This is a genomic window from Streptomyces sp. NPDC005791 (genome assembly GCF_042871485.1).
In the GTDB taxonomy this organism is placed as follows: domain Bacteria; phylum Actinomycetota; class Actinomycetes; order Streptomycetales; family Streptomycetaceae; genus Streptomyces.
Window position 1 is genome coordinate 428,539 of record NZ_JBIAIP010000003.1, and the last position, 13,097, is coordinate 441,635.

General features: G+C 71.4%; 15 protein-coding genes. 7 read left to right on the top strand and 8 right to left on the bottom strand.

Annotated features, from left to right (window positions below; translation table 11 throughout):
- Positions 1-164: 164 nt before the first annotated feature.
- The gene (locus ACFYSH_RS09010) at positions 165-1,442 is read right to left on the bottom strand and encodes an alpha-L-fucosidase (protein WP_388751569.1); all 1,278 of its coding nucleotides are present in this window, start codon (positions 1,440-1,442) and stop codon (positions 165-167) included.
- Between the two features lie 206 nt (positions 1,443-1,648).
- Between ACFYSH_RS09010 and ACFYSH_RS09015 the strand changes: the two genes are divergently transcribed.
- The 5 genes from ACFYSH_RS09015 to ACFYSH_RS09035 are packed head-to-tail and all read left to right on the top strand — an operon-like array spanning position 1,649 to position 6,818.
- On the top strand, positions 1,649-3,238 hold the full coding sequence (locus ACFYSH_RS09015; RefSeq protein ID WP_359471699.1) for an ABC transporter substrate-binding protein: 1,590 nt from the start codon (positions 1,649-1,651) through the stop codon (positions 3,236-3,238).
- A 20-nt stretch (positions 3,239-3,258) separates the two neighbouring features.
- A complete protein-coding gene (locus tag ACFYSH_RS09020) occupies positions 3,259-4,221 on the top strand; it encodes an ABC transporter permease (RefSeq protein ID WP_388751571.1) in 963 nt (320 codons plus the stop codon).
- A 5-nt stretch (positions 4,222-4,226) separates the two neighbouring features.
- Positions 4,227-5,129, top strand: coding sequence for an ABC transporter permease (locus ACFYSH_RS09025; RefSeq protein ID WP_388751573.1), 903 nt, complete (start codon positions 4,227-4,229; stop codon positions 5,127-5,129).
- A gap of 56 nt (positions 5,130-5,185) precedes the next feature.
- The gene (locus ACFYSH_RS09030) at positions 5,186-6,142 is read left to right on the top strand and encodes an ABC transporter ATP-binding protein (RefSeq protein WP_388751667.1); all 957 of its coding nucleotides are present in this window, start codon (positions 5,186-5,188) and stop codon (positions 6,140-6,142) included.
- On the top strand, positions 6,135-6,818 hold the full coding sequence (locus tag ACFYSH_RS09035; RefSeq protein WP_359471706.1) for an ATP-binding cassette domain-containing protein: 684 nt from the start codon (positions 6,135-6,137) through the stop codon (positions 6,816-6,818). Before ACFYSH_RS09030 ends, ACFYSH_RS09035 begins: the two co-directional genes overlap by 8 nt.
- 7 nt (positions 6,819-6,825) lie before the next feature.
- On the opposite strand, the gene ACFYSH_RS09040 is transcribed toward ACFYSH_RS09035, so the two are convergent.
- The 5 genes from ACFYSH_RS09040 to ACFYSH_RS09060 form a co-directional block, all read right to left on the bottom strand.
- Complete coding sequence (locus ACFYSH_RS09040) at positions 6,826-7,092, bottom strand: DUF4235 domain-containing protein (RefSeq protein ID WP_359471708.1); 267 nt, start codon at positions 7,090-7,092, stop codon at positions 6,826-6,828.
- Positions 7,089-7,568, bottom strand: coding sequence for a DUF3618 domain-containing protein (locus tag ACFYSH_RS09045; protein WP_388751575.1), 480 nt, complete (start codon positions 7,566-7,568; stop codon positions 7,089-7,091). Before ACFYSH_RS09045 ends, ACFYSH_RS09040 begins: the two co-directional genes overlap by 4 nt.
- A complete protein-coding gene (locus tag ACFYSH_RS09050) occupies positions 7,565-7,978 on the bottom strand; it encodes a phage holin family protein (RefSeq protein ID WP_359471712.1) in 414 nt (137 codons plus the stop codon). The genes ACFYSH_RS09045 and ACFYSH_RS09050 overlap by 4 nt, the downstream gene beginning before the upstream one ends.
- Positions 7,979-8,132: 154 nt before the next feature.
- Positions 8,133-9,449, bottom strand: a complete 1,317-nt coding sequence (locus tag ACFYSH_RS09055) for an APC family permease (protein WP_388751578.1) — start codon at positions 9,447-9,449, stop codon at positions 8,133-8,135.
- 275 nt (positions 9,450-9,724) lie between these two features.
- Entirely contained in the window at positions 9,725-9,943 is a 219-nt protein-coding gene (locus ACFYSH_RS09060; protein ID WP_388751580.1) for a hypothetical protein, read from the bottom strand.
- An 87-nt stretch (positions 9,944-10,030) separates the two neighbouring features.
- On the opposite strand from ACFYSH_RS09060, the gene ACFYSH_RS09065 reads away from it, so the two are divergent.
- The gene (locus tag ACFYSH_RS09065) at positions 10,031-10,867 is read left to right on the top strand and encodes an alpha/beta fold hydrolase (protein ID WP_388751582.1); all 837 of its coding nucleotides are present in this window, start codon (positions 10,031-10,033) and stop codon (positions 10,865-10,867) included.
- 22 nt (positions 10,868-10,889) lie between these two features.
- The gene (locus tag ACFYSH_RS09070) at positions 10,890-11,423 is read left to right on the top strand and encodes a TetR/AcrR family transcriptional regulator (protein WP_359471873.1); all 534 of its coding nucleotides are present in this window, start codon (positions 10,890-10,892) and stop codon (positions 11,421-11,423) included.
- A gap of 49 nt (positions 11,424-11,472) precedes the next feature.
- Here the strand turns inward: ACFYSH_RS09070 and ACFYSH_RS09075 are convergent, their stop codons facing one another.
- Together ACFYSH_RS09075 and ACFYSH_RS09080 are read right to left on the bottom strand one after the other, a co-directional pair.
- Positions 11,473-11,982, bottom strand: a complete 510-nt coding sequence (locus ACFYSH_RS09075; RefSeq protein WP_359471720.1) for a hypothetical protein — start codon at positions 11,980-11,982, stop codon at positions 11,473-11,475.
- Positions 11,983-12,004: 22 nt separating this feature from the next.
- Entirely contained in the window at positions 12,005-13,075 is a 1,071-nt protein-coding gene (locus ACFYSH_RS09080) for a MerR family transcriptional regulator (RefSeq protein ID WP_388751584.1), read from the bottom strand.
- Between the last annotated feature and the right edge of the window lie 22 nt (positions 13,076-13,097).

The following is a 13,097-nucleotide window of genomic DNA, read 5'->3' on the forward strand; positions in this document are numbered from 1 at the left end:
TTGTGGGGGGTGGGGGTGTCCCGGCGGGGGGGCCCGCGGGGGGGGGGGGGGCCGCGCCCCGGGGGGGCGGGGGGGGGGGGGGGGGGGGCCCCGCGGGGGGGCCCCCCCCCCACGCCGACGCTGAGCGACCGCGATCGGCTACCCCCGCAGGGCTGCGGTCCGGCTCAGACGCGGCCCGCGCCGCGGTACACCCCGAGTTCACCGTCGAGCTCGAGCGCGAGCACGGTGGCGTACTCGTCGACATCCCGTGCGGGTGGGGCGTCGATCCAGAGGACGCCCGGCACGTCGTGCAGCCCGCCGACGACGCGGTGTGCGAGAGGCGTACCCGTGCCGACGACCGACACCCGCCGCACGCGACTGCGCAGCCCCCGCACGCCGACGTGCTCGCGTGGCGGGTCGAAGCAGACGAGGTAGAGGGTACGGCGGTCGGCGGACAAGGTGCTCGGCCCGTAGTGGTGCCCGGCCGGCAGGCCCGCGACGGTCCCGTACACCGCCTCGCGGTGCGCCGCGATCCAGGTGCCGAGCCCTTCCAGGCGCGCCGCCTGTTCGTGCGGGATGGTGCCGTCCTCCCGCGGGCCCACCCCGAGCAGCAGGTTCCCGCCCGTGCCGATCGTCTCCGCGAAGTAGCGCACCAGCTGTCGTACCGACTTGTGGTTCGTGTCGCCGGGCTGGAACCCCCAGGAGTCGTTCACCGTGAGACACAGCTCCCACGGACCCTCCGGAGCCCGCAGGGGCACCCCCTGCTCCGGGGTGGCGTAGTCCCCGTGACCGGTCAGCCGTGCATTGCACACCGTGCCGGCATGACCGCGGAGGATGCGTGCGGCGAGTGCGTCCGTACCCCACTGTTCCTCGGCTCGTTCCCATTCGCCGTCGAACCAGAGGAGATCCGGGCGGTAACGGTCGACCAGTTCGCCGACCTGGCCGTCGCGGTAGGCGAGATACCGGGTCCACGCCTCAGGGTCCTCCACCCCTGTGGAGGGTGCGACCCACGGGCTGGTCAGCACGTCCGTGTGGGTGGGGGAGGGACAGGGATGCAGGACGCTCGCGTAGTCGGGATGGTTCCAGTCGGAGTGCGAGTAGTACATGCCGACCTTCAGCCCCTGCTCGCGCAGCGCCGCGGCGTACGGTCCGACCAGGTCGCGTCCGGCGGGCGTGCGCCGGACGACGTCCAGGTCCCCGAACTCGGTGTCCCACAGGGCCACACCGTCGTGATGGCGTGTCGTCAGAACGGCGTAGCGGGCACCCGCACGTGCGAAGAGCGCCGCCCAGTCCCGCGGGTCGTACCGTGACGCGGTGAAACCGCCCAGCTGCTTCATGTACCGCGCGTGCGACACCTGTCCTGTGTAGAAGGCCCAGGACTCGGGCACCCCGTCGACGGCGTAGATGCCGTAGTGGACGAAGATCCCGAGCTTCGCCTCGGAGAACCAGGACTGCATGGGCATCGGGCAACACCTTCGCTCGGTGAAACGGTGACGGACGTTGCCGCCGGTCCGGCGGCAACCTGACCCGGCCCGCAAGCGGGCGAGAGGGACGCTGGGCTGCCGTCCCGGAAGGGCTCGAACTCGGCCGCTCGGGGCGCATCTTACTCAGATCATTTCCTGCAACTAATATGCAATAACTTGTCTGATGCAGGAGAGGTGTGAGGTGTATGAGGAGACCACGCGTACGAGTCGCCGCGGCTGTCGCGGTGACGCTGGGTATCACAGCTGCCGCGTGCTCCGCACCCGGGAACGGTGCGAAGGACAACGGCTCCGCCGATTCGGTCGTGATCGGGGTGGCCTCCGAACCGGACACGCTCAGTCCGCTGCTCGGCTACGGCAAGGACGGCAACTCCAAGCTCTTCGACGGTCTGCTCGCCCGGAACGCCGACATGGAACTGATACCGGCGCTCGCCTCGGCGCTGCCCGAGGTCGGCGACGGCGGGCTCACGTACACCTACACCCTGCGCAAGGGCGTGGAGTTCAGCGACGGTGAGCCGCTCACCCCCGCCGATGTGGTCTTCACCTACCGCACGGTCCTCGACGAGAAGACGAACAACACGGCCCGGAGCGAGCTGGACGCCGTCGAGGACGTGAGGGCGGAAGGAGAGGACAAGGTCGTCTTCCACCTCGCTTACCCCTATGCCCCCTTCGCCGGACGCACCGTGCTGCCGATCGTCCCCGAGCACATCGCCGGCAAGGAGGACCCCAACACCGGTTCCTTCAACAGTGAACCGGTCGGTACGGGCCCGTACGTCCTGTCCTCCTGGCGCAAGGGCGAGAAGCTGACCTTCAAGGCCAACCCCGACTACTGGGGCGGCGCGCCCGAGGTGAAGACGCTCACCATGGCGATCGTCCAGGACGACGACGTGCGCGCCACCCGGCTGCGCTCCGGGGACCTCGACGGGGCGATCCTTCCGCCCAACCTCGTCGCCACCTTCAAGGACGACGAGACCAGGAAGACGTACACGGCGACGTCCTACGACAACCGCACCGTCACCCTGCCGACCGCGGGCAAGGTCACAGGGGACCGTACGATCCGGCAGGCCCTGGACGTGGCCGTGGACCGCGAGGCCATGGTCGACAAGATTCTGGACGGCGCGGGACACCCCGCCTACGGGCCCGTACCCGCCGACGACCCCTGGTTCGCACAGGACATGGAGCGCCCCCACGATCCAGGCAAGGCCCGGGACGTCCTGGAGCGCGCGGGCTGGAAGGCCGGACGGGACGGCACCCGGGCCAAGGACGGCCGCCGCGCCGCCTTCACCCTGCTCTGTCCCTCGGGCGACAAGGTCCGTCAGGACCACGCCCTCGCCTACGCGTCCGATGCCGAGAAGGTGGGCATCGACGTCACCGTCGAGAGCGCCACCTGGGAAGTCATCGAGCCGCGGATGAAGGACGACGCCGTCCTCGCGGGCTTCGGAAGTGCCGGTGACCCCGACTTCGGGCTCTACACCATGCTGCACTCCTCCCTCGCCGGTGACGGGTTCAACAACATGGGCCGCTACGACAATCCAGCGGTGGACGAGGCTCTGGACACCGGCCGACGGACTCAGGAGCCGGCAGCCCGCAAGGCCGCCTACGACACCGTGCAGCGCGAGCTCATCGAGGACCCCGGTTACACCTTCCTCACCCACATCGACCACCTGTACGTCCTCGCCGACCGCTGGGACGGGCTGACCACGCAGACCGAACCGCACGAGCACGGTTTCGCCAGCGGACCGTGGTGGAACGTCGAGGACTGGAAGCCGCAGGGATGACGTCGCTTCCCTGGGGTGCGATGGCACGACTGGCAGGACGACGGGCTCTGATCGCCGTCCCCGTCCTCCTCGTCGTCACCTTCGGTGTGTTCGCCGCCGCCTCCCCCTTCGACCCTGTCAGGGCCTACGGCGGCACCGCCGTCCTCGGCGCCGACCAGGAGACCCTGGACCGGCTGCGCGCCAACCTCGGTGCCGACGAGCCGTTCGCCCTGCGCTGGTGGGACTGGCTGACCCGCGCCGCCGCCGGTGATCTCGGTGACTCGAGCGTCATGCGGCAGCCGGTCACCGAGGTGATCGGCGAACGCCTCGTCTGGTCGACGCTGTTGTGCGCGGTCGCCTTCGGCATCGCGGTGCTCGTGGGCACTCTCGCCGGGGTGCTCGCGGCGCGCCGCCCCGGCTCGTGGTTCGACCGTACGGTCACCTCGCTCGCGTACTCACTGGAGGCCGCCCCGGTCTTCTGGGTGGCCCTGCTGGCCATCTGGCTCTTCGCCCTGCAGTGGGACCTGCTCCCGGCCGGCGGCCTCACGGACACCGGCGACGAACAGGTGTCCGCCGGGCAGGTCCTCAGCCATGTGATCCTGCCCGCCGGTGTGCTCGCCGTCGCCCAACTGCCCTGGTTCGCGCTGTACGTACGCCAAGGGGTCGGCGACGCACTGGCTGAGGACCCGGTACGCGGCGCCCGCGCCCGGGGGCTCAGCGAACGCACCGTGCTGCTCGGCCACGCACTGCGCTCCGGACTGCTTCCGGTGCTGACCCTCATCGGATCCCGGGTCCCCGAACTCATCACCGGGGCCCTGCTGGTCGAGACCGTCTTCAGCTGGCCCGGCATCGCCGCCGCCACCGTCGAAGCGGCCACCTCCGTCGACTTCCCCCTGCTCGCCGCCCTGACCACGCTCGCCACCGTCGCCGTCCTCGCCGGAAACCTCCTGGCGGACCTGCTCTACGGCCTGGCCGACCCGAGAGTGGAGCTGAGTGAACTGTGACCTCCATGACTGACACCGGTGCGAAGACGCCGGCCGGTTCGGAGGCCGAGCCGGTCTGGCGGTCGCGTGGCGCCGGCCGCCGGTCCACCCGTGCCGTCCGCGTGTACACCTCCGCCACACTGATCACCGTCACGGTCCTCGCAGTCCTGGTCGTCCCCCCGGTCGTCCAGCTCGACCAGCAGGCCATCGACCTGTCCGCCAAGCTCCTGCCCCCGTCCTGGGCACACCCGTTCGGCACGGACGACGTAGGCCGCGACCTCTTGCTGCGCTGTGTGTACGGGCTGCGGGTGTCCCTGCTCGTGGGAGTGGCGGCCGCCCTCACGGCGACCGTCATCGGCACCGCGGTCGGAGCGTGTGCCGGAGCACTGGGTGGCTGGGTCGACCGGGGCCTGATGCGACTCGTCGACACCTTCTCTTCCGTACCTCATCTGCTGATGGGCATCTTCATCATCGCGATGTTCCGGCCCGGGGTATGGCCCGTGGTGATCTCGGTCGCGCTCACCCACTGGCTCTCCACCGCGCGCATCGTGCGTGCCGAGGTCCTCTCCCTGCGGTCCCGGCCCTACATCGACGCGGCCGTGTCCGGCGGAGCGTCCCGGTGGCGGGTGACGGTGCGACACCTGCTGCCCGGGGTGCTGCCACAAGCCGCGCTGGCCGCCGTGCTGATGATCCCGCACGCGATGTGGCACGAGTCCGCCCTGTCCTTCCTCGGACTCGGACTGCCCACCCACACCGCGAGCCTGGGCACCCTGGTCCAGAGCGCACGCGGCTCCCTGCTCGCCGGGCAGTGGTGGCCGACGCTCTTCCCCGGCCTCTTCATCATCGTCCCGACCCTCGCCGTCGCCGGCCTCGCGGGGGCCTGGCGGGAACGCCTCAACCCCCGCCGTCGATCGGAGCTGATGCTGTGACCCAGCGAACAGAGCGCCCCGTCCTGTCGGTCCGCGGACTGTCGGTACGGTTCCTCATGCCGGGCGGACGCCAGGTCGCCGCCGTTACCGACGCGCACTTCGACGTCGCGGCGGGAGAGTGCCTGGCCCTGATCGGCGAGAGTGGATGCGGCAAGTCCGTACTCGCCTCCGCCCTCCTCGGTCTGCTCCCGGCCAACGCCCAGACCGCGGGGCAGGCACACCTCGGTGGGCTCGACCTGCTCACGGCGGACGAGCGCACGCTGGCCCGGACCGTGCGGGGCCGGATGATCGGGCTGATCCCGCAGAGCCCGGCCGCGCACCTCACGCCCGTACGCACCATCCGCTCGCAGCTGGAGGAGACGGTCGCCCAGCTGACCGGAGTCCGGGGGCGGGCCGCCGTACGGCACGCAGCCGAAGCAGCCGCAGCACGGGCCGCGTTCCCCGTCGGGCATCTGGACCGCCACCCGCACGAACTGTCGGGCGGTCTGGCCCAGCGCGCCGCCACCGCCCTCGCACTCGTCGGCGGAGCCCCCTTGCTGCTGGCCGACGAACCGACGACCGGGCTCGACCGCGACCTGGTCGAGCGCACGGTCGACGAACTGCGCCGCCACGTCGAGGCCCCCGCCGGGACCGGGGGTTTGTCCACCGAGGACGGCGACTCCGGACACGGACGCGCCCTGCTGATGATCACCCACGATCTGACGGCGGCGGAACGCATCGCCGACAAGGTGGCTGTCATGTACGCCGGCCGGCTCGTCGAACTGAGCGACGCGCAGGCGTTCTTCGGCGAACCGGGCCCCCGTCACCCGTACAGCCGGGGCCTGCTCCGGGCCCTGCCCGACCGGGATTTCACACCCATACCCGGAATGCCACCCGAGCTCGGCGACCTGCCCGGCGGCTGTGCCTTCGCCATCCGCTGCGAGCGGGCCACCGACGCGTGCGCACACCGACCGTGGCCGACGGGCTCCGTCGCCTGCCATCACCCGTACCTGCCGGAGGGCGCCCATGCTTGAACTGCATGCCATCACCGCCGGATACGACCCCGGGGCCCCGGTCGTGCGCGAGGCATCCCTGACCATCGAGCCGGGCGAGGCCGTCGGCCTGCTCGGCCCCAGCGGCTGCGGAAAGTCCACCCTGGCGCGGGTCGCGGCACTGCTGCACCGCCCCTACTCCGGAACCCTCCTGCTGGACGGCGAGCCCGTCCGCCGTTGGCGCCACCGCGCCCCCAGCGCCCTTCGCACCACCCTCGGCATCGTCTTCCAGCAGCCCAGGCTCTCCTCCGACCCCCGCCTGCGGCTCGCCGACCTGATCGCCGAACCGCTCCGCGCCACCGGCCGGCGCGAGGAGGCCGCCGGCCGGGTCGCCGAACTGGCCGGCCACCTCGGTCTCACCCCCGACCTGCTGCGCCGACGCCCCCACGAGGTCAGCGACGGCCAGTTGCAACGCGCCTGCCTTGCCCGCGCCCTGGCCCTGCGCCCCCGGTGGCTGATCTGCGACGAGGTGACCGCCATGCTGGACGCGTCGACGACGGCCGCGCTCATCGAGGTCATCGAGCACTACCGCACGACAACCGGAGCGGGTCTGCTCGCCGTCGGGCACGACCGGACACTCCTGCGCCGCTGGTGCGACCGTACGGTCCACTGGGAGTCCCTGTCGGCCTCGCCCCGGCAGCCGGACGCACGGCCATGACGCAGGGTCAGCCCGGCCAGGTGCCCGTCAGACGTCGCGTGGCCACGGCGCCCGAGCGATCGACCGCGGCCTTGACCACGGAGAAGATAGCGCCTTGGAGGGCGGCGGCGAGCAGGATCTGCCGCCAGGAACGGTCCTGGTCCAGGGCGTCGGGAGCGTCGCCCTCGCCCTCGATGGCCTTCCACGCCTGCTTGAACGCGGCACCCGCGATCATGCCGCTCGCCGCGCCGAGTGCCAGCCCGACCGGTTTGTAGGCGATCTTGAGCGTCCTCATCGGCGCTCCCGGCCGCGGCGCATCAGCAGGAAGGCGGCGAGCAGCACACCGGTCGCGAGGAGCGGATCGCGGTTGGCGCGTGCGAACGACGCGGCCCGGCCGGTCTTTTCGAGCAGCGGGCGGGGAGCCCTGTCCGCCGCATACCGTCCTGCCCGGGTCGCGGTCTCCCGTACGTGTGCTGTGGCCCGGGCCGTCTTCTCCAGGACGGGATCGGGCGTCTTGTCCTTGACGAGTCGCGTGGCCTGCTCCGCCTTGTCACGGATCTGGTCGGCCACCACGGCAGCCTTCTCCGCGGCCTGCTCCCTCGCGGCGGCCGTCCTCTCCTTCGCCTGTGCGGTGACGTCGGCCTTGGCTGCCAGTGCTTCGACGGTCCGCCCGAGCTCGTCGCGGGTGCGCTCGACCTGCTCGCGCAACTCCTCGGGGTCGGAAGCACCGGGGACGTGGGTGCCTGTGTTCGTCCGGGATTCCTTGGTCATCGGTGTGCCTTCTCCTTGATCTCGGCCAGATCGGCCTTGACGCTGTCGACGGTCTGCTCGGGGGCGGGGGAGCCGGCCTCGGTGATCTGCTTCTTCCCGGCCAGGGCGGCTGCCGCTGCCGCTGCCGCCAGCACTGCCGTGACGACGAGGGCGGCCGCCCACACCGGCAACACCAGTGCGAGAGCCGCGATACAGGTCGCGAGCAGAGCCTGGGCCGCAAGGACGGCGATGACGCTCGCGGCGCCGAAGTAACCGCCCCCCTTGCCGAAACGTTTTCCCTTCTGGGTCATCTCCGCCCTGGCCAGCCGCATCTCTTCGCGGACCAGCTCCGACATCTGCTGCGAAGCGCGCGAAACCAGGACGCTCACCGAGTCGTCGGTGGCGTGGGTCTGCCGCTCTGCCGTGCTCATGGTCAGGTCACCTTCTTCCTCGACATGCCGCGGCCCGTAGCGAGCCGGCGCTGACGAACCTTCTCGTCGGACTGTGTCCGTCGATGTCTGGTCTCGACTACCCCGCAACCGCCCCAGCACCCACCCCATCGGTCAGCGCCTCGACCGCCGCTCGTCATCCTCGGTGGCGTCGGGCCGCGCCCCACGCCAGCAGCACACCGACGGCCAGCACGATCAGCCCCCGACTCCACACCGCGCCCTCGATCTGCGTGGCCAGCAGCACACACGACGCGGCACCGAGCAGGGCGACGACCTTGGGGGTCGTGAAGTGGTCGTGCCGCACGGTGTCGCCGCGCAGGCGTAGAACGGCGGTGTTGACCAGAAAGAAGACGACGAGGAGCAGCAGTACGAGCGTCGAGGTGAGTGCGGCTACGTCGCCCGTCACAGCGAGCAGCAGTGAGAGCAGGGTGGTCGTGGCGATGGCGGCCCAAGGAGTCCGCCTGCCAGGCAGGACGCGGGTGAGGAACCGTGGCAGAAGGCCGTCGCGTGCCATGCCGTACGCCAGTCGGGAGGACATGATGCCGGTCAGGAGCGCACCGTTGGCCACCGCGATCAAGGCGATCACGCTGAAGAGCCGCGTCGGCACGCCACCGGCGACCTCGACCACGGTGAGCAGCGGGCCGCTGGACTGCACGAGCGAGCTCGTCCGCACGGCGGAACTCGCTGCGGCACCGACCAGTGCGTACACCACCCCGGCGGTGGCCAGCGCGCCGAACAGCGCGCGTGGATACGACCGCCCGGGGTTGCGGGTCTCCTCGGCCACGTTGACGGATGTCTCGAAGCCGACGAAGGAGTAGAAGGCCAGGACGGACCCGCTCAGCACGGCGGCGGCCGGGGAGTGCTCGGCCGTGCCGAGCTGTGTCAGCCGGCTCATGTCGCCGTCACCGCGCAGCACCACCCAGACACCGAGGCCGATCACCAGGACGAGGCCTCCGACTTCGACGACCGTCGCGACCACGTTGGCCCGAGTCGATTCGCTGATGCCGCGGGCGTTGAGCAGGGCCAGCACGCCGAGGAACAGGACGGCGATCAGGGCGACGGGCAGCGTGACGAAAACGCTGAGGTAGTCACCACCGAATCCGCGGGCCAGAGCGGCCACGGACACGATGCCCGCCGCCAGCATGCAGAAGCCCGCGAAGAAGCCGGCGAACGGACCGTAGGCCAGGGTCGTGTAGTGCGACGCACCGCCGGCCCGCGGATACTTCGTCGCGAGCTCCGCGTAGGAGGAGGCTGTCAGCAGAGAAAGGCCGAGAGCCACGACCAGGGGGACCCACACCGCGCCGCCGGACTCCGCGGCCACCTGTCCCACGAGGACGTAGACCCCTGCGCCGAGCACGTCACCGAGGATGAAGAAGTAGAGCAGCGGTGTGGTCAGCGTGCGCCTGAGTGGTGTGTCCGCACGTTCCGTGTCGTCCTGTGTGGGGCGGTTCATGCTCATCTCGTACCACGCGGCGGCGTCCGCAAGCAGGCAACCGGAAGTGAGGAGCGCGGGGTGGCGGCCCGAGCACAACACCCGCTTCCAGCGCATGCTCCCGCGCCGGGGCCGGGTGCACCCCGCAATTGGTGGGGGCCGCTCGGCGACTCCTCCCTCCTCGCCCCCCTGGCCATGGAACGGTCCATGGACAAGACCGGCGTTGTCCGGACACGACGGAACGCGGGCCGATCGGGCGGGCCCGCACAGCCTGTCTCCGCGACGCGTGACCGGCCTCAGCCGAGGCCGGCCGGCGGGGGGTGCGGTGCCTGGAAGGTGAAGGCCCCGGGCCCCAGGTGGAAGGCGGTCGGCGAGCGGGAGATCCCGGCCGCCTCGGCCGCCGCGTCCCGCCCCACCTCGCCCGGCGTATTGGCGACATGTCGATACAGTCCACGCCGCACCGGGCCACCCAGGACGGTCATCGCCTCGAGGGCGGCATCCTCGCCGCTGCTCACGGCGCGACTCCACAACCGCGGCGGTTGACAGAAAAAGCTAATGTTATTAGCTTGTGGCTAACGAACTTAGCCAACCGGGGAGCTGTCATGACCGAGTACCTCGCCGTCGACGGCGGCACGATCGCTTACGAAGTCACGGGGTCCGGCCCGCTGGTCGTCCTCGCGCACGGCATGGGCGACAGCCGCGCCGCCTACCGGGCCGTGATCCCACCGCTGGTGGCGGCGGGCTACCGGGTCGCCGCGGTCGACCTGCGCGGCTGCGGCGAGTCCGGCGTCGACTGGCCGGCCTGGAGCCGCACCGCCGTCGCCGGCGACCTGCTCGCCGTGATCCGCCACCTGGGGGGCCCTGCCGTGCTCGTCGGCCACTCGATCTCCGGCGGGGCCGCCACCATCGCCGCGGCGCGGGAACCCTCACTGGTCACCGCGGTCGTCGAGCTGGCGCCGTTCACCCGGAAGCAGTCGATCCGCCTCGCAGACCTGCGGGTCAGGCGCTACCGGCGGGGCATGCTGCGGCTGCTCGGCACCGCCGTGTTCGGCAGCGTGCCGCTCTGGCGCTCGTACCTCGACGAGGCCTACCCCGGTGCGAAACCAGCCGGTTGGGCCGAGCGGCTGGGTCGCATCGACTCCCTGCTGCGCGAGCCCGGCCGGATGAAGGCCATGCAGGGCATGGGCCGCAGCGCCCCGACGGACGCCGGCGCGCAGCTGGGCAACGTCCGCTGCCCGGTCCTGGTCGTGATGGGCACGCTCGACCCCGACTGGGCCGACCCGCACGCCGAGGGCTCGGCGGTCGTCGATGCCCTGCCGTCCGGCCTCGGGCGTCTCGAGATGATCGAGGGCGCCGGGCACTACCCGCACGACCAGTTCCCCGACCAGGTGGTGTCACTCGTACTCGCCTTCCTCCGTGCGGACGCCGCCCGTGCCTAGGGCCGGCCTGGACCCGGCGGCCGTGGTCGCGGCCGGTGCCGCCCTCGCCGACGAGGTGGGTCTCGCCCATCTGACGATGGGTTCGCTGGCCGCGCGGGTGGGAGTGCGCACCCCGTCCTTGTACAAGCACGTGGGTGGCCAGGAAGACCTCAACCGGCGCATCGCCGCCATGGCGCTGAGTGAGGCCGCCGACGCCGTCGGCAGCGCGGTCCAGGGGTATGCGGGCCGGGACGCCCTGGCGGCAGCTGCGCGCGCCTTTCGCGCCTTCGTCCTGGAACACCCCGGCCGGTACGCCGCGACGCTCGGCGTGGAACCGTCCGGCCCGGACGACCCGCTGGCCACCGCGGGGCAGCGGTTGCTCGACGCCTTCACGGCGGTCCTGCGCGGCTACGAGATCGAGGAGCGCGAAGTGGACCACGCCCTGCGCATGCTCCGCAGCCTCTTCCACGGCTTCGCCACGCTGCAGTCGGCCGACGGATTCCGGTGGAGCGTGGACATCGACGAGAGTTTCGAGTGGCTGATCGCCTTCGCCGACCGGGGCCTGCGTTCGCTGTGAAGATGACGGCCGCCGCCCCCTCCTGTGCGGGGCAGGCCGGGCAGGTGCCCTACGCGCGGCTACCGGGCGCGGAGGGGCGCCGTGTGCGGTCCCGCGAGGCGATGGCTTCGGCGACCTGCTGGATGGCGCCACGAAGAAGGTCACCGTAGGGATCCCGAGTCAGGGCGGAGGCGTGCTCCCCGGCCGCGTCGATGTGGTCGGTTGCTGCTTCGAAGGAGCCGAGCCGGCGGTAGTTGTCGGCGAGGTTGAGGTGCAGGGAAGGGTAGAAGGCGGCGATGCGCAGACCGGCGTGGTGGTCACTCACGCGCTGCTCGGTCATGGCGTCGGCAGCGTCCAGGGCCCGGACGTCCCAGGCGAGGGCCTGTGCGGGATCGTCGTGGAGATCCGCCAGGTAGTGGGCGAGGGAGCAGCGGTGCAGCGGGTCGCCGGTGACACCGATCGCGGACCACAGGTCCAGGAGCTTCCTGCGGGCGGCGGCGACGTCACCGGTCCGGCCCTCGGTGACGGCCCGGCCGATGGCTTCCATGGTCGGATCGCAGGTGGCGGGTGCGGTGGTCATGGAGTGTTCCTCGGCTTCTTCCTCAGATGGAGCGGACGGGCTTGACCGGCATGGCCAGGGTGGTGAGATCACCGCGGTCGGCGGAGCGGATCGTGACGGGCTGGTCGTGTCCTCTCAGGTCGAACATCACATCGGGGCCGATCGCGGTGCTCACGGCGGGGTAGAGCGTGGTCAGTTCGAACCAGATCCGGAGGGCCGGACCCGTCGAGGTGGCCGGGAGCATGGTTCCCGGGTACTCGTCGTCGGCCGACCGGACGGTCATGCCGTCGGTGGCGACGTACAGCGCGACGAGTTCGCCGGGGTGTTCCTCCAGGGCTCGCAGGAACGGCTCCTTCGAGACCGTCACCCGGGTGGTGACCGCGCGCAGGGACGCCAGCATCAGCCGGTGGTCGGGGAACTCCTCGGGCAGCAGCCGGCAGTGCCGGTCCTCCCGCCCGGTCACCCGGAGCCAGATGCCGTGCGGCAGCGCTTCGAGGCGCACCAGCGTGCTGCGGCGGATCTCGGAGACCGCCGCCCGCAACTCGTCGCCGTCGACCGTACCGGCCCATGTCTGCTCCGGTGGTCCGGCCGGAACAAGGGTTCGCGTGGAGAGCCGGTACCGGTCGGTCGCGGTCAGGGTGACCGCATCGTGGCCCGCTTCGATGCGCAGGCCCGCGAGTACCGGCATCCCCGGCTCACGTGCGGTCGCGGTCAGAACCTGTTCCACCGCATCCGCCAGCACCGGACCCTTCAGCACCGCGATCGGCTGACTCGGCACCTCGCCGAGTGCGGACTTGATGAACGCGGCCTTCTGCCGCGCCGCCGCGGCATCCCCGACGACCTTCGCGACATGACCGTCCACCAGCCGGGACGCCTCGTCGGCCCCCGCGTCCAGGACGGCCTCGACAGCGGCGAGGGGCATCGCGATCTCGCGGAGCTGACGCAGCACGGCCGCCCGCGCCACCTGGCCGGCGCTGTAGTAGCGGTAGCCCGAGACCGGGTCGGTCTCGGCGGGACTCAGCAGCCCGGAGTCGGCGTAGAAGCGCAACGCGCTGGAGGTCAGACCACTGCGTCGGGCGAAGACCCCGATCGGCATCAGTTCAGGATTGGGCACCTCGCCATCATCGAGCTTCAAC

What these genes read in the sequence shown, in the direction of transcription:
- ACFYSH_RS09035 (WP_359471706.1), top strand. Translation starts at nt 6,135, where the DNA reads ATGCTTGAACTGCATGCCATCACCGCCGGATACGACCCCGGGGCCCCG.
- ACFYSH_RS09030 (WP_388751667.1), top strand. Translation starts at nt 5,186, where the DNA reads ATGCCGGGCGGACGCCAGGTCGCCGCCGTTACCGACGCGCACTTCGAC.
- ACFYSH_RS09065 (WP_388751582.1), top strand. Translation starts at nt 10,031, where the DNA reads ATGACCGAGTACCTCGCCGTCGACGGCGGCACGATCGCTTACGAAGTC.
- ACFYSH_RS09050 (WP_359471712.1), bottom strand. Translation starts at nt 7,978, where the DNA reads ATGAGCACGGCAGAGCGGCAGACCCACGCCACCGACGACTCGGTGAGC.
- ACFYSH_RS09025 (WP_388751573.1), top strand. Translation starts at nt 4,227, where the DNA reads ATGACTGACACCGGTGCGAAGACGCCGGCCGGTTCGGAGGCCGAGCCG.
- ACFYSH_RS09020 (WP_388751571.1), top strand. Translation starts at nt 3,259, where the DNA reads ATGGCACGACTGGCAGGACGACGGGCTCTGATCGCCGTCCCCGTCCTC.
- ACFYSH_RS09045 (WP_388751575.1), bottom strand. Translation starts at nt 7,568, where the DNA reads ATGACCAAGGAATCCCGGACGAACACAGGCACCCACGTCCCCGGTGCT.
- ACFYSH_RS09055 (WP_388751578.1), bottom strand. Translation starts at nt 9,449, where the DNA reads ATGAACCGCCCCACACAGGACGACACGGAACGTGCGGACACACCACTC.
- ACFYSH_RS09075 (WP_359471720.1), bottom strand. Translation starts at nt 11,982, where the DNA reads ATGACCACCGCACCCGCCACCTGCGATCCGACCATGGAAGCCATCGGC.
- ACFYSH_RS09015 (WP_359471699.1), top strand. Translation starts at nt 1,649, where the DNA reads ATGAGGAGACCACGCGTACGAGTCGCCGCGGCTGTCGCGGTGACGCTG.
- ACFYSH_RS09040 (WP_359471708.1), bottom strand. Translation starts at nt 7,092, where the DNA reads ATGAGGACGCTCAAGATCGCCTACAAACCGGTCGGGCTGGCACTCGGC.
- ACFYSH_RS09010 (WP_388751569.1), bottom strand. Translation starts at nt 1,442, where the DNA reads ATGCCCATGCAGTCCTGGTTCTCCGAGGCGAAGCTCGGGATCTTCGTC.